Annotated in this window: 15 protein-coding genes, 1 tRNA gene and 1 pseudogene; 5 read left to right on the top strand and 12 right to left on the bottom strand. The window is 35.1% G+C overall.

All coding sequences use genetic code 11. The annotated features are described in order from the left end of the window. Positions 1–302 precede the first annotated feature (302 nt). Positions 303–557, top strand: coding sequence for a MerR family transcriptional regulator (locus GJV76_RS09110; protein ID WP_074748504.1), 255 nt, complete (start codon positions 303–305; stop codon positions 555–557). A 110-nt stretch (positions 558–667) separates the two neighbouring features. On the opposite strand, the pseudogene GJV76_RS09105 reads toward GJV76_RS09110, so the two are convergent. From GJV76_RS09105 to nhaC, 11 genes and pseudogenes are all read right to left on the bottom strand, one after another. Further along, positions 668–2,027 (bottom strand): annotated as a pseudogene (locus tag GJV76_RS09105) (site-specific integrase). A 273-nt stretch (positions 2,028–2,300) separates the two neighbouring features. Continuing rightward, a tRNA-Ser gene (locus GJV76_RS09100) sits at positions 2,301–2,385 on the bottom strand. 137 nt (positions 2,386–2,522) lie between these two features. Beyond that, positions 2,523–3,656: a 3,4-dihydroxy-2-butanone-4-phosphate synthase gene (gene ribB / locus GJV76_RS09095; RefSeq protein WP_155092312.1), complete on the bottom strand. Its 1,134-nt coding sequence runs from the start codon at positions 3,654–3,656 to the stop codon at positions 2,523–2,525. A gap of 20 nt (positions 3,657–3,676) precedes the next feature. Continuing rightward, positions 3,677–5,230, bottom strand: coding sequence for an LptF/LptG family permease (locus GJV76_RS09090; protein WP_317162599.1), 1,554 nt, complete (start codon positions 5,228–5,230; stop codon positions 3,677–3,679). A gap of 11 nt (positions 5,231–5,241) precedes the next feature. Beyond that, positions 5,242–5,892, bottom strand: coding sequence for a LolA family protein (locus GJV76_RS09085; protein WP_155092311.1), 651 nt, complete (start codon positions 5,890–5,892; stop codon positions 5,242–5,244). Between the two features lie 22 nt (positions 5,893–5,914). Continuing rightward, positions 5,915–8,446: an FtsK/SpoIIIE family DNA translocase gene (locus GJV76_RS09080; protein WP_155092310.1), complete on the bottom strand. Its 2,532-nt coding sequence runs from the start codon at positions 8,444–8,446 to the stop codon at positions 5,915–5,917. 138 nt (positions 8,447–8,584) lie between these two features. Further along, complete coding sequence (tpx, locus tag GJV76_RS09075) at positions 8,585–9,085, bottom strand: thiol peroxidase (protein ID WP_155092309.1); 501 nt, start codon at positions 9,083–9,085, stop codon at positions 8,585–8,587. 166 nt (positions 9,086–9,251) lie between these two features. After that, positions 9,252–9,509, bottom strand: coding sequence for a DUF6952 family protein (locus GJV76_RS09070; RefSeq protein WP_155092308.1), 258 nt, complete (start codon positions 9,507–9,509; stop codon positions 9,252–9,254). Positions 9,510–9,530: 21 nt separating this feature from the next. After that, positions 9,531–9,839 (bottom strand): thioredoxin family protein, encoded by a 309-nt coding sequence (locus GJV76_RS09065; RefSeq protein WP_155092307.1) that lies wholly within the window; start codon positions 9,837–9,839, stop codon positions 9,531–9,533. 46 nt (positions 9,840–9,885) lie between these two features. Then, complete coding sequence (locus tag GJV76_RS09060) at positions 9,886–10,524, bottom strand: peroxiredoxin (protein ID WP_155092306.1); 639 nt, start codon at positions 10,522–10,524, stop codon at positions 9,886–9,888. 579 nt (positions 10,525–11,103) lie between these two features. Beyond that, complete coding sequence (gene nhaC / locus GJV76_RS09055; protein WP_155092305.1) at positions 11,104–12,582, bottom strand: Na+/H+ antiporter NhaC; 1,479 nt, start codon at positions 12,580–12,582, stop codon at positions 11,104–11,106. Between the two features lie 508 nt (positions 12,583–13,090). Here nhaC and GJV76_RS09050 point away from each other — a divergent pair. Then, on the top strand, positions 13,091–14,017 hold the full coding sequence (locus tag GJV76_RS09050; RefSeq protein ID WP_155092304.1) for a bestrophin family protein: 927 nt from the start codon (positions 13,091–13,093) through the stop codon (positions 14,015–14,017). A 131-nt stretch (positions 14,018–14,148) separates the two neighbouring features. Here GJV76_RS09050 and GJV76_RS09045 read toward each other — a convergent pair whose 3' ends face one another. After that, positions 14,149–15,039 carry a DMT family transporter gene (locus GJV76_RS09045; protein ID WP_155092303.1) on the bottom strand — a complete coding sequence of 297 codons (891 nt, stop codon included), beginning with the start codon at positions 15,037–15,039 and terminating at the stop codon, positions 14,149–14,151. 94 nt (positions 15,040–15,133) lie between these two features. Here GJV76_RS09045 and GJV76_RS09040 point away from each other — a divergent pair, with 94 nt between their 5' ends. The 3 genes from GJV76_RS09040 (at position 15,134) to GJV76_RS09030 (ending at position 19,317) form a co-directional block, all read left to right on the top strand. Then, a complete protein-coding gene (locus GJV76_RS09040) occupies positions 15,134–16,561 on the top strand; it encodes an aminotransferase-like domain-containing protein (protein WP_155092302.1) in 1,428 nt (475 codons plus the stop codon). Positions 16,562–16,871: 310 nt separating this feature from the next. Next, positions 16,872–17,093, top strand: coding sequence for a DUF6140 family protein (locus GJV76_RS09035; RefSeq protein ID WP_155092301.1), 222 nt, complete (start codon positions 16,872–16,874; stop codon positions 17,091–17,093). Between the two features lie 100 nt (positions 17,094–17,193). Continuing rightward, on the top strand, positions 17,194–19,317 hold the full coding sequence (locus GJV76_RS09030; protein WP_155092300.1) for a hypothetical protein: 2,124 nt from the start codon (positions 17,194–17,196) through the stop codon (positions 19,315–19,317). The last annotated feature ends 6 nt before the right edge of the window (positions 19,318–19,323 follow it).

The following is a 19,323-nucleotide window of genomic DNA, read 5'->3' as shown; positions in this document are numbered from 1 at the left end:
TTTATACCTCACAAGATGTACTTGCTAGGGTGGATACATAGTTACAGTATTTATAATTGTATTTTTCCTATTTACACACTTGAAAAGTTACTATTAATCTGTTAAATTGAATGAGCTGATTTTAGTGCCGATTATTTTGAAAAAAGTGTTATACAAACAGATCTAAATACATGTGACTCAAAGAATTTAAATTATTGTATCGATTACTATGATAAAAGCCAAACTCTTCTTCTTTATACCAATTATACTAATCGATATTGAGATCCACCTACCTTAGTTGTTTAACCTAAAAAACAACTATCATGGAAAATCAAATTACAAAAGAAGACCTAAGATTGTTTGCTCAAACAATCATTGGAGAGTTAAAAGAAATCTTAGTTAAACAAAACAAAGAAACCTCTCTTGAATGGGTAAAGGCTAAAGTAGCAAGGCAATTACTTAGTATCTCACCAGCTTCATTACAAACACTTCGCATCAGTGGTAAATTGCAGTATCGAAAAATACTTGGCTCGTATTACTACAACAGAAAAGAGATAGAGAACCTATTTAATAAGTAGAAGTTAACTTCTACTTATTAAATAGGTTAAAAAATTAACTCCCTCTAATTCCTTACTACAAATACCACAGTTGAATTATTAGAAATTGTAGAGAATTCGAGGGAGTTTTGTTATCCATTTAACTGATTAATAAAGGTAGTTAGCTGAGCTAATTTATCAGGATTTAGATTTTTTAAACTCTCAATTAAGTCTGTGTAACTATCAGCATGTTTACTTGATTTTATTTCAAGTTTACCTTTTAATTTCTGCATTTCGATCTTGATAGATTCTTCCNCCTTTTAATTTCTGCATTTCGATCTTGATAGATTCTTCCTCTGTTAGAGCGTATTCCTCTGTTTGTTTAACAGAGTGATGCCCCAACATTTCTTTTACCACGTGAATAGGAACACCATTACCGAGAGTTACAGTACTTCCAAAAGTTCTTCTTGCTTTATGGGTATTTAATTCGCTTATCTCACATAGAGAAGCAATCTCTTTTAAGTACTCATTCATCTTTTGATTAGAGCGAACAGGCAGTACAATGTCTTTACCAATACAAGCGGGATGATCTTTATACTTTTCCATTATCTCAATAGCTTTGGGTAGTAATGGGATGGTAATATTCGCATCTGTTTTTTGTCTGTTGGTTCTAATCCACAAATTGCCCTCTTCATCTTTTGTAATATCGCTTTTCTTTAGCTTAAACACATCAATATAAGCAAGACCAGTATAACACTGAAAAACAAATACATCCCTTACAGTTGCTAATCGCTCGTTAATAAACTCTTTGTTTTCTAAAATAGATAGCTCTTGTTTGCTTAATGGTTTCTTATTCAGCTTAGTCTTTTTAGGTTTGTATTGTACAAATGGATTGGAAGGGATAATTCCTTTAGCTACTGCCCGTAAAACAATCTTCTTAAAGTTTGAGATATACTTTATAGCTGTGTTGTTAGAACACGCTCTAACAGTCTTTAAATAGTACTCATAACCAAGTACAAACTCATAGTTGAGTTCTCTAAACTCTATATCGTCTTTACCATAGACATAACGGATATACTCAGCTACATGCGATCTTGCTGTTACATATCTTTCATGTGTTCCAATAGCGTACTCTTTAGGTACTAACTTAAAAACTTCATCATTATGCTTTTGGAATTCTTCTAAAACTTTAGCTTTACTTGTTCCTTTACCTTGGATATAATCCATAAGCACAGAGGCAGTAATAGGCTCTTCATTACTTAAAAGCTCTAATTTGTACTTGGTAATCTTAGATACGATCGTATCTAAGATGTAGTTTAGCGTTTTAGCATCTTCTTTCGCACCATTAGCACGACCTGCTTTTTGGTTCCATCGGTTGATATCCCATTTATGACTCAGAGAAGTCTCTTTGCGAATACCATCTACTGTGATTCTAAGGTAAACACCTCTTAAATCACTTTTCTCTCTACTTGGTTTTAGAAAGAAATTAATTGATAACTGTTTTTCTAACATAATTCAACTGTTTTAAATATTAATAAATGTCGAATTAAAACGTTCCAAAAACACAGTTTAAAACTCTCTGGCACCCTTTGGCGTCTAGGTTTTCTCAGTTGAAAGGTGCACATCGCTTCGATGTTTTTTTGTGCACCGAATCCCGAATCTTTTTAGGTGCACTTTTGAACAGAATGTGATACCCATAAAAAAGAAAAAACCTATAATTCATTGTGAATCATAGGTTTTGTGCTTTTTTGATGACTTTTGAAAAAGCTATCTTTTATAAATCAGCGGAGAAAGAGGGATTCGAACCCCCGGACCTGTTACAGTCAACGGTTTTCAAGACCGCCGCATTCGACCACTCTGCCATTTCTCCAGTCGAACTCTCTCGTTCTGTATTGCGAGTGCAAATATAGAGCTTTTGTTCGTTTGTGCAAAAGAAAATAAAAGAAATTATATACTTTTTTTACGCTTATTTTCTAAGTGTTTTATATTGAAAAGATTATTGGTCTATTAATATTTAATATAATCTTCAATTTCCAAGCCATAGCCAGTCATACCAACTCTTTTGGCTTGTTCAGAATTAGTCATTAAGTTGATTTTTCCGATTTTTAAATCGTGTAGAATTTGTGCCCCGATACCAAAATCCTTTTGATCCGCAGCAAGTTTAGGTGTATCCATATTAAGACAAGCTCCTTGTTCTTTGATCAAGGCCAATCTTTTAAGCAAACTTGAACTTAATTCTTCTTGATTGATAAATAAAATAGCACCTTTACCTTGTTGATTTACCTTTTCAAATGCAGCTTCAATGCGCTTATCAAGTTTACCACTTAAAGCGTCCAAGATATCGTTATTGCCAATCATTGAGTTTATGCGTGTTAAAACAGCTTCATTCTCTTGCCAATCTCCTTTTGTCAAAGCTATATGTACTTGTTGATTTGTATTTTGCTGATATGCTCTTAATCTAAATTTACCAAAGCGCGTATCTACTTCAAAATCTTCTTTCTTTTCGATTAAACTATCGTGCTTCATGCGGTAAGCTACAAGATTTTCAATTGATATAATCTTCAAGTCCCATTGTTTGGCCACTTCCATTAATTGAGGAAGACGAGCCATAGAACCATCTTCATTTAAGATTTCAACTAATATTCCTGCAGGTTTTAATCCCGCTAAACGAGCAAGGTCAACAGCAGCCTCAGTATGTCCTGTTCTTCTTAATACACCACCTTCTTTGGCGATTAGTGGAAAAATATGACCTGGACGGCCTAAGTCTTCAGCCTTAGTATCTTCTTTTACTAATGACTCTATCGTTTTAGCTCTATCGTGAACCGAGATACCAGTGGTACAACCATGACCTTTTAAGTCAATAGTTACCGTGAAGGCAGTTTGGTGAAGAACTGTATTGTTTGTTACCATCGGATGTAAGTCAAGTTCTTTACATCTTGATTGGGTTAGGGGAGCGCAGATAAGACCTCTACCATAGGTAGCCATGAAATTAATCATCTCTGGAGTAACCATTTCTGCAGCGGCGATAAAATCACCTTCGTTTTCACGATCCTCATCATCTACCACTATGACTACTTTTCCTTGACGAATATCTTCGATAGCTTCCTCAATAGTGTTTAATTGAATGTGATTGTGTGACATTATAGTTGTTTTTTTGTTGTTTATAATTCCTTGTTATCTATTTCTTTGCCAAATATTTTAGTCTTGATAAGGCCAAAGAAAGCTTTTATTCTCTCTTTTATCCAAGCAAAGGCATCGACAAATGGCTCAAATACAGCCCCAAAGTTTACTTCTCCATTATCGGCCGTAGCTTTGTAGGTAACGAAGACAGCGAGGGGAGTGAGCACAAGTGCTCCGATCCAAGAGCCCAATATTGGTGACATACCATCCTCTTGAGCTACTTTTTTACCAAAGGTATTGATAAAGTGGTAAGTAATAAAGATAATTACCGCAAAAACCATTGGTAATCCTACACCTCCTTTTCGGATGATAGCCCCAAGGGGTGCTCCGATAAAGAACATTAAGAAACACGAATAAGCTATGACAAACTTTTCGTTTAGTGCCAAGTAATGGTCGTTAATCTTTTTCATTTGATTTAATACCGTCGCATCATTGGTTTCGGTATTAAACATAAGATTACTTACATATTCATTGGCAGTGGTCAATATTCTTGTTTTTTCCGTTTTATTGAACTGCTCAAGTATTTTTTCTGGTGCAACCTCTAAGTATGCGGTTTTAGACTTTGTTGAATCTATAGAAACCTCTTGCGAGTGATTGTCATCTTGATCTGTAGTATCAGCGGCTTTATTACTATCATACAGTGATTTTAATCTCAAGGTAAGGTTATCAGAATTAGATATTTTACTTGCGACTACTTCATTGTTTAACGAATCTAAGGTATAGCTTAATTGGCTAATATTAAGCATGTGATAAGTATTCGTTACTCTCTCAGGATCTTCCGTTTTGTTCAGTTCAGCCATATCCATATTGACAGTGTATTTGTCAAATTTTACCTTCATAAAAGGCATTTTATTGGCATCTTGATATGTCTTATGTGGAATATCTCTGTAGTAATTTCCGTCAAATAGTTGTAACTGTAATAAGTTGGTGGTCTCGGAAGTGGCCAATTCACCATTGACAGAGCGAATCACTACTTCGTTTTTATAACCGCCGTTTCCGCGAATATGCATGGTAACATTATCGAGATATTGTCCTTTGTCTCCTGTTTTTTTGTCTACTTTAATATTTGATGTTCCCAAGTCAGTAAACTGTCCAGGTGCAATTGCCATAGCTGGTTTTACCGCTACAATTTCTCGGCGCAAGTTAATAAACTCATATTCCGCTTTTGGAATCACGTTATTTGCAAACCAAAAAGATAATAAGGCTAACGCACTGATAAATATCGAGAGTGGTCTTAAAGCGCGACCAAGAGATATTCCTGAGGCTTTCATTGCAGCAAATTCGTAATTCTCAGCCAAGCTACCAAAGGTCATAATTGAGGATAATAATACCGATAAGGGCAATACCAGTGGCACCATCTTTGGCGAGTAGAGCAATAAGAATTTGATAATAACAAATACATCAAGGTCTTTACCTGCTAATTCAGTGATAAATAACCAAACTGCTTGTAGAATAAATATGAAGTACAGAATAGCAAACACTGTAGTTAGTGTTGTTACAAAGCTCTTTAAAATATATCGATCTATTATTTTCACAGAAAGAAAAACTAATCTATTTTATTAATATAATAATTTGGGTACTGAGACTCGGTAAAGGTAAAATGATTTTTTGATATACTCTGATTAGTTTTAAAAGAATTAACCGTTAAGATAGTTTTTGTACCATTTTTATTGGTTTGTACCTTAGTGTAGATGTCTTTGCTTTGGTCATCTACACCCAGTAAGACTTCTTTTATACTTGAGGACTCATCAATTGGAAATAGCTTAATGTATTGAATTTGACGCCCCTTTACACTAGCTAATATATCCCATTGGTAAGTAAATCCTTCTTGAAAGAAAGTAAGTAGGTGAGAAGGTAAGATACCATCGCTTTTTTCTTTGTTGAATTTCGAAATAGTTACCTCTTCATCCTCAGATGAAATCGTATAGATCTTCTTTCCGTCATATATTTTTTTAATTCCCATAAACTCCAGTAGATACAAATCTCCTTGTATATCTACATGTCCTTTAGTGTCTTGGTTTAACTGCTCATCTTTGTCATTGCGTGAACTATATGAAAAATCAATAGACACGTTTTTGTAATTTGAGAGTCGCTTGCTTACTTCATTTAGATAGTTTTTCGCACGTTGGCTTGATTGGCCGTAGGTGTTACTAAGTGAAATGGCAATTATAAATAATAAACTAATTAACTTTTTCATAAAAAATACCTTGTTTTAGGTTTTACATATTTTCTTCTTCAGCTCTAAAGAATTGCTCTAAGGCTAAAATATCTGGAATAAGTACGCTTCTGGCCTTACTTCCTTCAAACGGACCTACTATTCCTGCGGCTTCTAATTGGTCAATAAGTCTTCCTGCTCTATTGTAACCCAATTTGAGTTTTCGCTGTAATAAAGATGCAGACCCTTGTTGTGCAATGACAATTACTTCAGCAGCTTGCTTGAATAAGGCATCTCTTTCACTAATATCCACATCAAGATTACTTGCACCACCATCTTCTCCTACGTATTCTGGTAGTAGATATGCACTTGGATAAGCTTTTTGAGATCCAATATACTCAGTTAGCTTCTCAACCTCTGGTGTATCAACAAAGGCACACTGTACCCGTACAAGGTCATTACCTTGTGTATATAGCATATCTCCTCTACCAATTAGCTGGTCTGCTCCTTGACCATCTAAGATTGTACGCGAGTCAATTTTAGAAGTTACTCTAAAGGCCACACGCGCAGGGAAGTTAGCTTTAATAATCCCGGTAATAACGTTTACAGAAGGTCTTTGCGTTGCGATAATTAAGTGAATTCCAATTGCACGGGCAAGCTGAGCTAAACGAGCAATAGGAGTTTCTACTTCTTTACCTGCTGTCATAATTAAATCTGCAAACTCATCTATCACAAGGACAATATAAGGCAAAAAGCGATGTCCTTGTTCAGGATTTAACTTGCGTTGTTTAAACTTCTCGTTGTATTCTTTGATGTTTCTCACCATAGCGTCTTTTAACAAGCTATAGCGGTTATCCATCTCTATACACAAGGAGTTGAGTGTATTAATAACCTTTGTATTATCAGTGATGATTGCATCTTCTGAATCAGGCAATTTAGCTAAATAATGGCGTTCTATTTTATTAAATAACGTTAATTCTACTTTTTTAGGGTCAACTAACACAAATTTAACTTCTGCAGGGTGCTTTTTGTACAGTAGGGAAGTTAAAAGGGCGTTTAATCCCACAGATTTACCTTGTCCTGTGGCTCCTGCCATAAGTAAGTGAGGCATTTTCGCCAAGTCTACCACAAATGTTTCATTAGAAATGGTCTTACCTAAAGCAACAGGGAGTTCCATTTCTGCATTTTGAAACTTAGGTGAGGCAATAACGCTTTTCATTGATACAATTGAAGGCTTGGTGTTTGGTACCTCAATACCAATGGTACCTCTACCAGGAATAGGAGCAATGATACGAATACCTAAAGCAGCCAGTGATAAGGCAATATCATCTTCAAGATTCTTAATCTTCGATATTCTAACTCCTGCCTCTGGTATTATTTCATATAAAGTAACTGTTGGTCCAACAGTAGCTTTAATTTGCGCAATGTCAATTTTGTAGTTCTTTAAGGTCTCTACAATATTGTTTTTGTTTTCTTCCAGTTCTTCTTGGTCAATTGTAATTCCAGAGTTTCCATACTCTTTTAAGATATCAATAGAAGGAAATTGATATTTTGAAAGTTCAAGTGTTGGGTCAAATTCCCCAAAGTCTTGTACCAGTTTAGCGGCTAAGTTTTCCTCTAATACCTCTTCATCTTTAGCTGCTTCAATAACAAAATTGTCATTTGGAGTGTCTAAAATCATTCCTTCAAACGAATCTTCCTCTTGCTTTTTGTTTTTTAATGATAACTCTGAGCTGTGTTCTATAGTTGGTTTTACAGCTTTTGGATCCATTGTAAAAGAGTGCTTTGGCGCAGTTTCACCTTGGCTTTCTGGCTGTGATTGAGTCTCAGTTGCGTTTTCTATAATTAAATTATCAGTGATTAGTTTCTCTAAATTATCAGTGTGTTCTTCTTTTACTGGAGTGGAGTTTTCTGGACTCTTTGTTGGTACACTCTCTGGAGTATCAATATTAAAGTCAGTAATTTCCTTTTTGCTCTTTTCAATTGTCTTGTTTACGCTGTTTTTAATGCTCTCCAGATTTGCTTTAATTTTTTCAGGAGAAGGTTTAAATCTAAATACGATAAAGACAATAACTAAGAAGATAATAAGTAAAATAGTACCTACAGTACCAATGTAATCAACAAAGTACAGATTCATTTCATAGCCAACTATACCTCCTAAAATCAGGTTTTTGGATCCAAGGAAACCCAATGTAAGCGATAAAAGAACCATTGAGGTTAGATCCCAGAATATGACGTTTTTAATTCGAGTTCTATTAATTCCAAAAAGTCCATAGATTCCTGCGTGTATTAGAATCTTACATAAAAATAAAGCGGAAACTCCAAAACCACTGTAAATGAGTAGGTGGCCAAAGTAGGCGCCTATCTTACCCGTAGTATTTGCTACAGCAGCTGTTCGATCTCCCAGAGCATCTAAGTTACTTTGATCCTCTACACCTGTGAATAAATATGAAAACAATCCTATTGTTAAAGCAATACCTGCGATAACCACAAGTATTAGAAATAGGAATTTGATATTAAATAATGGGTTAGCGGATTTATTTGTTTTGTCGGATTGTGTAGTAGTAGTCTTTTTGGTTTTACTTTCTTTTTTCATCGCAAAATATATTGACAATATGGCTAATTGTAATCTTCGTGTTTTGTGTTAAAATACAAAAAACTGCTATTGGTTATAAAATAGCTCTTGAGAGTTATGGTACAACCAATAACAGAAATATGTTTTTTTAGTGATGTTTTATTTCAATGCAGCCAAAGCTTTTTCATAGTTTGGTTCATTTGTAGTCTCGGCTACTTGCTCTGTGTAAACTACTTTTCCTTGTGGGTCAATGATTACTACTGCGCGAGATAAAAGACCTTTTAAAGGACCGTCTGTAAATAAAACGCCATAGTCTTTTCCAAATTGTCCTTCTCTAAAATCAGATAACATCTCTACGTTTTTAATTCCTTCAGCCCCACAGAAACGATCTTGAGCGAAAGGTAAATCTCTTGATATACAAAGTACAACTGCATTGTCTAATTTAGCAGCAGATTCGTTGAAATGTCTTACTGACATTGCGCATGTACCTGTATCTACACTTGGAAAGATATTGAGTATTACTCTTTTTCCTTTGTAATCAGATAGTGATTTATCAGCTAATCCAGCACCTACTAAGTTAAATGCTGGAGCTATAGCGTTTATAGCGGGAAGTTCACCTATAGTGTGTACTTCGTTGTTCTTTAAAGTTACTTTTGCCATATTATTTTAATTTTTAGTACTACACAAAAATATATAAAATATATCAATGTAAACTTGTTTTTATTGTGAGAAATCATCGCAATAGTGAAAGTTTTACTTATTTGTGTTCCATAAAAAAAGGGTTCAACGTAAAATGTTGAACCCTTGTGTATTTGGTATTGATAAATTATTTGTCAATTGATCCTAATACTCTTTTCATAAACCCGTTAAGAGCTTCTTTTTGAGTAGCACCTTCTTTGATCAGTTTTTGAACCTCTAAGGCACCGTACATATTAGAAATTAATTCCCCGATAACATCTAATTCTTCGTCTTTCAATGAAGGAACTTCAGTTAGGTTTTCTAATACTTCGATAGTTTCAATGATATAATCTTGGTCATTGTCCTCAATGAATTGAGTCAAATGTTTGATAACAGGTAATTTCATTCTAATTGTGTTTTTCTGAAATTATGCAATTTCGTTTACTAAATCGTTTAAAACCTCTGCTTTGTTTGTTTGAGCTTGGTTTACTAATTTTCCGTTAACGAATGTAGCGAATGTAGGTAAATTACTTACGTCGGCTAATTGTCTTGACTCAGGGAAGTTCTCAGCATCTGCAATTACAAATGTCATGTTCTGTTTCTCACCAGCCAATTTTTTAAACTTCGGTTTCATAATTCTACAGTTACCACACCAAGATGCAGCGTATTGAACTACTACTTTATCGTTTGAATTTACAATTTCTTGTAAATTGTCTTTATCTAATTCTAAAAGCATTTTATTTTTATTTAATCGTTTATACTCTGTGATGTAATCTTACAGATTAGTTTTTGCTTAAGTACTCAGCAACACCTTTTCTGTCAGCGTTCATCGCTTGTTTACCTTCTTCCCAGTTTGCAGGACATACCTCTCCGTGAGTTTGAACGTGTGTATAAGCGTCGATTAATCTGATGTATTCGTTTACGTTTCTACCAAGTGGCATATCGTTTACTGATTCGTGGAAGATTTTTCCAGTCTCATCTACAAGGTAAGTAGCTCTGAAAGTTACGTTAGAACCTGCAATTTGAACTGCATCATACTCCTCGCTGTAAACTTCTTCTTCTACGTCTAAAATTCCTAATACTGAAGATAAGTTTCTTTGTGTATCAGCTAAGATTGGGTAAGTTACACCTTCGATACCACCGTTGTCTTTTGCTGTGTTTAACCATGCAAAGTGTACTTCGTTTGTATCACAAGAAGCTCCAATTACCATAGTGTTTCTTTTTTCGAACTCAGGTAATGCTGCTTGGAAAGCGTGTAATTCTGTAGGACATACAAAAGTAAAGTCTTTTGGGTACCAGAATAATAATACTTTTTTATTGTTTTTTGTTGCTTCCTCAAAAATGTTGATTCTTAAATCATCTCCCATTTCAGACATTGCATCAACTGTGATATTTGGAAATTTTTTACCTACTAAAGACATAATAATTATTTTTTAAAGTTAATATTGATTTCTCTTATTTTTCTATTGCAAATGTAGAACACATTTTAGGTTATATCTATTAAGTTTGATTATTGTTTTTTATCATACTATAATAAATATCTATTTTACCCTTGTCTAAATATTTTTTTACTGTATTCTGTTTTGACTTTTTAAATATATAAAGAAATTGCGATTTTACAAACTAACTAAGTGTTATATAAATGCTAATTATTAGTTATCGTTACTTTTATGGCCTCATTGTTAGCTTTTTAGTAAATTATCAAAAATCTGACTTTAAGCTAAGGTTGTCATTCTTGTTGAGCCTTTTTTAAAGTGATAAGGCCAGCTGGTTTGTCTATAGGTAAGGTGATTGCTCTGGCAGAAGGCAAAGAGCGTGTTTAGCGGTAGTAGATCCATAATACAAAAGCCCAAGCATTTGCTTGGGCTTTTGTATTATATAATTTAGTTGCTATAAGCAAGTATAGATTAACAGTGATCATGTAGCTTAGTTAGCGTAACCTCAACCTTGCATTTGGGTGTAGGTACGTGCTTATACAGATATATTACCTTTGTTCTTGTCTACTTATCTGCGCTAATTAGCTTGTTATCTGCGCTAATTAGCTTGCGAATTTTAAAGTTCAGTGCCGCGTATAAGAGTGTTACAAACGGGCTTAGGTAGTTAAAGAATGCATAGGGTAGGTAAGTCATAGTTGGAATACCTAATACTCCTGCGTGATAGGCTCCACAAGTGTTCCATGGGATCAGTACTGAAGTTACTGTTCCAGAATCTTCAAGTGTTCTACTTAAGTTCTCTGGCGCCAATCCTTTTGTCTTGTAAGCATCCGCAAACATCTTTCCAGGTACAACAATCGATAAATATTGGTCTGAAGTCATGACGTTAATTGCTAAACAACTTGCTACAGTGCTGGCGAATAACCCAAATATATTATTTGCAATATTAAGTAGTGCTTGTGATATTTTTTGCAGTGCGCCTATCGCTTCCATAGCTCCTCCAAATAACATAGCACAAAGAATAAGCCATACGGTATTTAGCATACTGGCCATTCCTCCAGCCTCGAATAAGGCATTGAGACTTTCTAATGGGGAAATAATCTTAATATCTGTGGTAAGGGCTAACATAACTCCCTTGTATGCATTGTAGAAGTTAAATGTTTCTGCTCCAGATACTGCTACGACGATATCTGGTTGGAATATCAAAGCAAATACTGCACCTAACAATACTCCGATTAAAAGGGCTGCGATTGATTGTACTTTTTTGATAATTAGTAGAATTACAACAACGGGTACGATAAATAACCACGGTGTAATGTGGAAGGTATCTGCAATGGCAGCTAAGGTCTCTGCAGTGTCTATATTACCTTCAGTTCCATAGACTAACCCCAATACAACAAACAAGCCTAAAGTGACTATGTAAGTAGGTACAGTGGTATATAACATGTATTTAATGTGGGTAAACAGATCTGTTCCAGCCATAACTGGCGCCAAGTTGGTCGTGTCTGATAAAGGAGAGAGTTTATCTCCAAAATAAGCTCCTGATACAATTGCCCCTCCAATAACTCCTAATGGCATGCCTAATGCATTTCCTATACCGACTAAGGCAATTCCCACTGTAGCAGAAGTTGTCCAAGAACTTCCAGTTGCAATGGAAATAATCGAGGTGATAATCACACAAGCTGGCAAGAAAATAGCAGGATGTAAGATGTTTAATCCATAGTAAATCATACTGGGAATGATCCCACTTAGTAGCCATGTACCCGATAGCGCTCCTACTAATAATAATATAAAAATGGCGTTACTGGTATCTCTGATATTGTGTGTGACTTGTTTTAGTATCTTGTCATAAGACACATTATTGTACACGCCAATAACAGTTGCAATAGCCCCCCCTATGATTAAAATAAACTGATTGGTTCCCGACAAGGCGTCATCCCGGAATACAAATACATTCACAGCTAACATAGCTACTAAGATAACTACGGGGATTAGCGATTGAAACAATGTAATTTGTCTTTCCTTTTTGTCTTGTGCGTTTTCCATTTATTTTAAAAATTGTTAGTATATATTGGTTGCGAAATTAAGCAATAATCATTAAAATATTGTTTTTAAAAGTAAAATGGAAAGATAAAAGGTTGTTATTTATTCTGATTTAAAGTAGGTGAAGTTAATGTGTAGCTTAGGTGATGTATTCACATAGCTTGAATTAAAGGCTGTGTCTTGTGACAAATGGCGACCTTGCTTTTTAGGGATATTTAAAATATTGATACTTATTTGTTTACTCTTTTTTTGTTGAAAAAAGCAAATGATTAAGCAACAAATAGTGTGAAAATCAAATTATTTTAATATATTTACTAAAATAAACTTTTTATAACAAGTAAAAGTGAACGCCGTATTTTATAATCCTGTATAAAATAGGGTTATGAAGTATATGATAAATTATTGTTGTTAGATGTTTTTAGAGGCATCAATTAGAGCTACTTATCCAACAAATAAGTAGCTTTTTTTATGTTTTCGCTTTACCTTTGTGGTACTTAAAACTCAAACCAATATGATTGTTAGAAACAAAAAGCATATCCTTCAAATGCTTTTTACCTGGAAAGGGTCAGTCCTAAAAAAAATATACCCCACTTTACTTTTTATCTTTGGATTTTCTTGGATTGTATATTTTGCGAGGTATTATTTTCCTGAGATCATCATTCCTTTAAATGTTGGAGCATTTGCTTTAGTGGGTATTTCATTAGCTATTTTCTTAGGTTTTTGTAACAATGCTGCTTACGATCGCTTTTGGGAAGGTAGAAAACAGTGGGGGAGTTTGGTAATCCATACCCGCTCATTAGCATTTCAAATACAGAATTACATTGCTGAATCAAACTCTTTTACCAAAGAGGACAAGAAAGAGGGCATTAAACTTATCATAGCATTTTGTTATGCCTTGAATAAACAATTAAGAGGCAAGACAGATTATGAAACACTCCAAAAGTACTTAACACCACAGGTGTATCAGACGATGCTAACAAAGCGCTTCAAACCTGCTTATTTATTACATGAGCTTACAAGTTGGATTGCGGCTCAACAAAGAGCAGGACGCTTAGATACGATTACTCAAGCTCGTATTGATCAGAATATAGATCAACTTTCAATCGTTCTTGGTGCATGTGAACGCATTGTTCATACTAAGATACCGTTTGTTTACTTTGTAATTTTGCATCGAACAGTTTATATCTATTGTTTTATTCTGCCTTTTGGTTTAATTGACTCTATTGTCTGGGTCATGCCTTTCTTCGTCACTTTTGTCGCTTATACTTTTATTGTACTTGATGCAGTAGTGGAAGAAATATCTGAGCCTTTCGGAATGGAGGAAAACGATTTAGCTTTGGATCAGATGTGTGCTAATATTGAGTATTCTCTAAGCGAGCTGTCTGAGATGCCACTGCCTATTATTTTATTGCCAAACCAGGATTACGTGGTTACTTAATAAAGGGCAAATAATTTTAGAATCCTTGTTTGTAGAACTTATATTCAGAAAAAGTAAAAAGGCACTGCTTAAAATAAGCAGTGCCTTTTTGGTTAGTAAAGTGTATATAATAATTGAAGAGAAAAATTAATCTATTTGGCAAATTTCTTACTCGCAGCCACACATAGAATGACTCCAAAGGTAATATAGAGCATTTCTGAACTTACTTTTTCGTGTAAAACACTAGCGGCTAATATCATTCCCAGTAGCGGCTGAAGCAGTTGGATTTGTCCAACTGTAGCTATTCCTCCTTGAGCCAAACCTTTGTACCAAAATATATAGGCTAAGAACATACTGATTACTGAAATGTAGAAAAGGCCAAACCAAGATTCTCCACCCACGCTTGCTAACTCAGTAGGCAAAGTGTAAATCATTATGGGAATAGTCAAGGGAAGGGAAATAATACAAGCCCATGATATGACTTGATACCCCCCTAAGGTTTTCGATAATTTCGCTCCTTCGGCATAGCTTTGCCCACATAGAATAATGGCTAAGATCATCAAAATATCCCCTACAGGATTTGCGCTTACTCCTTGCGAAAAGGCAAATCCAATTACTAAGGCACTTCCAAGTAAAGAAAATAACCAAAAGATTGGCTTAGGTTTTTCTTTGCCAATAAACACTGCAAATACTGCAGTTGATAAAGGTAGCATTCCCATAAATACCAATGAATGAGCAGAACTGATGTATTGCAGTGCCATAGCTGTTAGCAGAGGAAAACCAATCACTCCACCGATTGCTACTTTAATCAAAGGCCATAACTGTGCTTTTGTAGGTCTTTTCTCTCTGAAAAATAGTACACAGGCAAGGGCTAAGATTGCAGCAATCACTGCTCTTGCTGCCGTGGCAAATATAGGGTCCAAATCTTTTACAGCCATTTTGGTAGCAGGCATTGACCCAGCGAATAACAATACACCAATAAATCCATTTAACCACCCACTGGATGATTTCGTTTTTGCATCTAAAATGCCAGTTTGTTCCATTGTCTTTTTTTATTTGATACAAAATTAAGGTAAGAAATAGGATTCGCACAGTATCAGTTTTGTATATTTGTATGGACACAGTTAGTTGGTAATTATGAGTAAAAGCTTTTTGTATAGTGAGATTGCAGAGAATTTAGCTTCGCAGATTAGAAATGGAATTATAAGAGAGGGAGATAAGCTTCCTTCTGTTCGTATGCTTTGTGCTGAATACGAGATTAGTATGAATACTGCTAAACGAGTATTTTTGGAATTGGAATCTCAATCGCTGATTTATGCCAAGCCTCAAAGTGGGTATTTTGCAAGTAAACTCAGTTATAAAGATCTACCTCTTCCGGGGGAGAGTAATCCAATATTATTGGCAAACCACTGTGAGCCTAATGATATTTTACAAAAGGTATATGCCAATATAGGTCGTGAGGATATCTTGTTGTTATCCTATACTGTGGCCTATGGTGATATGCTGCCTATTTCACAGCTTAAAAAGGAGATTGTTCAAGCCACAAGGGCATTGCCTACTGGAGGAGTACAGTATGATCGAGTGGAGGGAAATGCTAATTTAAGGAGGATGGTTGCTATGCGATCACTTACGTGGGGAGCAAATTTAAAGGAAGAAGATTTGATTACCACTAATGGAGGTATGAATGCTGTGGCGCTTTGTTTGATGGCTTTGAGTAAACCAGGGGACACAGTTGCCATTGAAAGCCCGTGTTATCCGGGAATCTTACAGTTGGCATTAGGTCTTGGGCTCAAAGTGTTTGAACTACCTACACACCCCAGAACAGGGATTAAGATAGAGGCTTTAAAGGAAGTAATCGATAAAATAGATATCTGTATCCTAATTTCTAATTACAATACTCCTGTTGGTAGCTGTATGCCAGATGAGAATAAGAAAGAAGTAGTTGAACTGTTGGCATCTCAGGATATACCTCTTATTGAAGACGATGTTTATGGAGACTTGTGTTTTACAGGGCATCGACCAAATTGTTGTAAGAGTTTTGACACCACTGGAAATGTACTTTGGTGTAGTTCGATCTCCAAGACTTTAGCTCCGGGGTTTCGAGTAGGGTGGGTTGCTCCTGGTAAGTACAAGGATAAGGTACTAAACGTAAAATTGGTTCATTCCATTTCTTCGTCCTCTTTAGAACAAGAGGCCGTTGCCAACTTCTTGAAGTCTGGTAAATATGATAAGCATTTGAAAAATCTTCGTCAAAAGCTCTATTTGAATTATCAAAATTACGCAAGGGTGATACAGCAAAGTTTTCCAAAAGACGTGAAGATTAGTCAACCTCAAGGAGGACTTTCTCTTTGGATTGAATTTGGAGATAAAATCGATACCATTGAGCTTTATGATGCTGCAATCAAACGGGGAATTAGCATCGCTCCTGGACGTATGTTTACCTTGCAAGACCAATATAATAATTCTATGCGTTTGTGTTTTGGAGTACCTTGGAACGCACAATTAGAAAGTAAATTAAAGCAAATAGGAATTTTAGCCAAACAACTTCAGCGATTAAATAGTTAGGAATCTTTAAGTTTCAAAAAAGGTTCTGTTTCTAAACTAGTAGCATGCATTGTTGGGGTTATGGCGGTTTAATGTTAGAGTAGGCTTTGGGTAGTTATGTCTTTAAGTAAGTTCTTTGGCTTTTTTTTGTGGAATTTCTTTGAAAATGACGTAATTTTATAAGGTAACTCGTACTTTTTTAATTGTATTGTGTTAGAAATGGAGTGGTTATGTGTCCTTATGGAGAAGTGAATGTTTTTTTTCTAACTGACTGATGTGTTATGACAGTTAGTGCAGATAATTTTGTATTAATATTAATTCACAGCGTAGTATGTCAAGAGTTTTTAAAGTAACGCCAAAGCGAATTAGGAGAGTAAATAATACAGTCCTAACTCCCGAAATGACTGTTGTAGTCACGACAATTCAACATACCTCTTGTCCGTTCTACAATGGAGCAAAAGAGTTGCAAGAAGTATTAATGCGCTTATATGGCTATGATTACAAAAAGGGGAATTGTAGTAAAAACGATTTTCACGTTGAGCGATTAGATTGATTGACAACTTTGAGTTTGTTAGGCAATATAACAGAATACGCTTTGAAATCAAGCCTTAGTAGTATTGAAACACAGTTTATAAAAACACAAAGTAAATACAATGGAGAACGATGCTATCTATAAAAAGATATTAGCACTTGCTAAGAAATTAGTACAAAATGCTTCTGTTTATAATAGAGCTGATTTAGCTTTTGAACTTAGAGAATTTGGTATTAAGGGAGATTCGATACAGGTTTCAGCTCTTGTTTGGCAAGCCTATCGTCGATATAATAATAAAGAGGAGATAAAAAAAGCATTTGTTTGCAATGATGAATCGAAGTATTTGGTAGAGCAATACAACCTGTATATGCAGTTAACTCAAGGCAATGAAAGTGAAGTTATCACAGGGTTAGAGCAATTATTCAACAGAGCAATGGATCAGTTCAATGTCGTATCTGATTTACTTTGTGAAAAAACGCCTTCAAATAGTGCTACTTTAGATAAGCTTGATTTTATGACTTTTATTGGTAATAAAGGGGTAAAGAACTTGCAAGAGCAGGCGGCGGCAATCTTTCATCAATATACAAATGTAGTTAATGGATATGAAGAACTGAAAGATTTGATTCAAGAGTCAGTCGATCAATTTGTAATGCTAAGAGATGATATTGCTTCTATGTATAGACAATATAGTTTGGGGTTAATGGATGTCTTTGGGGATTCAATTAAACAAGTGGCTCCTGATTTATTTGATTTTGACAAGATACAGTATCTCAACACGACAGAGATGTTTAAAGCTGTTGAAATGGAATATTACAAACTCGCAACTTCTTGTGGAGTCTTGATGGAAGAAATAGGAGGTAGTTTTAAAGGTACTTTGCAAAAGGTAGGTAATTCATTGGGAAGGTCTAAGGGGAATAAAGCTTTAATTGTCTTAGCAGTGATTGACATGGTGGGACATTATGTCGATGCTGCAAATAAGACAACTATACTGGAGGGTGAATTAGAGAAGTTCAAGTCTAAAGTCATCTACGACGTTGCACTTGTCAATGGAGATATGAAGCGCTTAATGATTATCCACAGCGTATTAAACGAGTTGCTTGTGCCAAAAGCACATATATTCTATCGTTATGCAAGGCAGGTAATGCAAGATCAGTACAGAGAACTTATAAACTCTATTTACCATACTGCTGTGCTACAAAAACTCAAAAAAGAGAGGGATGGACTTTTAGAAGAGTATAATCAGTTGAGTAGACAGATCAGCGATACGCAAAAGCAGATTACTTACTATAATCAGACTATCACCACTAACAATGCTTTTATTGTGGATGGAAAAGATGAGTATGAACAGGCTAAGGCTTTAAAGCCAACAAAGCCTTTCTTGCTGTTTTTAGGTATAGGAAAAGATACTTATAACAGGGAAGTTTACCACTGGCAAGAGAGGTGTCTTCCCGTGATTGATGGGTATAATAAAGTACAAGTGAGTTTAAAGTTAGACAAACAAGAGTGTGATTATCTTTTGGGTGAATTAAAGTCTAATACTGAGCGTTACAGTGAATTACATGCTCTTTTGAAAAACAGCAATAGGAAGATAGCTCAAGAAATAAGTGTAAGCGATAAGGTAAAGTTGAGTATTGCACAGCATTTGGAGGATTATCTTAAATGTTTACAAGTTGGTAAAGATATTCTTCAGAGCAAGTTTGATCGAAAATACCTTGAAAGTTTTCAGTTGCAAAAACAGGAGAAATTCGCCTTGAATGATAAGGTCAAAGAGCGTTTGACAAAATTTACTTCTGATTTAAAAAGCGAGTTGCTCATAGACGAAGCGATTGCTGTAGCAGATATGAACGCTTTTAACCAAGCTTTTGTTAAGAAGCAAAAAGCAGAAGAAACTTATTTAAAAGAAGATATTACAGCCATGATGGATGCTCAAAATAAATTAGTTGTTGGAGCGGTTGACTTAATCCAAGTGTGGACGCAGTTGCAAGTGGATAAGAAAATCGGTGAAAGAGAAAGAGCTCTTTATGAAGAGCAAGTGCAGCGTATGCAAAGTGATTTTAAACAGCAAATGAATAATATAGGTGACAAAGCTTCTGTATTGAGAGAGATAATGCGTCAAATTAATACTGCAGAAGGACAAGATGAAGTTAAAATGGGTTTACTCATGTTAGCAGATGTTGGAAATATTCACATTTCTGCTCAAGATATTGAAGATCTACTAAATGGAAGTAAAACTTTAGAAATATAGCGCGTA

Origin of the sequence: Myroides albus, assembly GCF_009711045.1 — a bacterium.
GTDB lineage: Bacteria > Bacteroidota > Bacteroidia > Flavobacteriales > Flavobacteriaceae > Flavobacterium > Flavobacterium album_A.
Note: the sequence above shows the minus strand (reverse complement) of the source record. Positions and strands in the feature narration are given on the sequence as shown.

Coding starts and splice junctions, on each gene's coding strand:
- GJV76_RS09110 (WP_074748504.1), top strand. CDS start 303: ATGGAAAATCAAATTACAAAAGAAGACCTAAGATTGTTTGCTCAAACA.
- ribB (WP_155092312.1), bottom strand. CDS start 3,656: ATGTCACACAATCACATTCAATTAAACACTATTGAGGAAGCTATCGAA.
- GJV76_RS09085 (WP_155092311.1), bottom strand. CDS start 5,892: ATGAAAAAGTTAATTAGTTTATTATTTATAATTGCCATTTCACTTAGT.
- GJV76_RS09080 (WP_155092310.1), bottom strand. CDS start 8,446: ATGAAAAAAGAAAGTAAAACCAAAAAGACTACTACTACACAATCCGAC.
- tpx (WP_155092309.1), bottom strand. CDS start 9,085: ATGGCAAAAGTAACTTTAAAGAACAACGAAGTACACACTATAGGTGAA.
- GJV76_RS09070 (WP_155092308.1), bottom strand. CDS start 9,509: ATGAAATTACCTGTTATCAAACATTTGACTCAATTCATTGAGGACAAT.
- GJV76_RS09065 (WP_155092307.1), bottom strand. CDS start 9,839: ATGCTTTTAGAATTAGATAAAGACAATTTACAAGAAATTGTAAATTCA.
- GJV76_RS09060 (WP_155092306.1), bottom strand. CDS start 10,524: ATGTCTTTAGTAGGTAAAAAATTTCCAAATATCACAGTTGATGCAATG.
- nhaC (WP_155092305.1), bottom strand. CDS start 12,582: ATGGAAAACGCACAAGACAAAAAGGAAAGACAAATTACATTGTTTCAA.
- GJV76_RS09050 (WP_155092304.1), top strand. CDS start 13,091: ATGATTGTTAGAAACAAAAAGCATATCCTTCAAATGCTTTTTACCTGG.
- GJV76_RS09045 (WP_155092303.1), bottom strand. CDS start 15,039: ATGGAACAAACTGGCATTTTAGATGCAAAAACGAAATCATCCAGTGGG.
- GJV76_RS09040 (WP_155092302.1), top strand. CDS start 15,134: ATGAGTAAAAGCTTTTTGTATAGTGAGATTGCAGAGAATTTAGCTTCG.
- GJV76_RS09035 (WP_155092301.1), top strand. CDS start 16,872: ATGTCAAGAGTTTTTAAAGTAACGCCAAAGCGAATTAGGAGAGTAAAT.
- GJV76_RS09030 (WP_155092300.1), top strand. CDS start 17,194: ATGGAGAACGATGCTATCTATAAAAAGATATTAGCACTTGCTAAGAAA.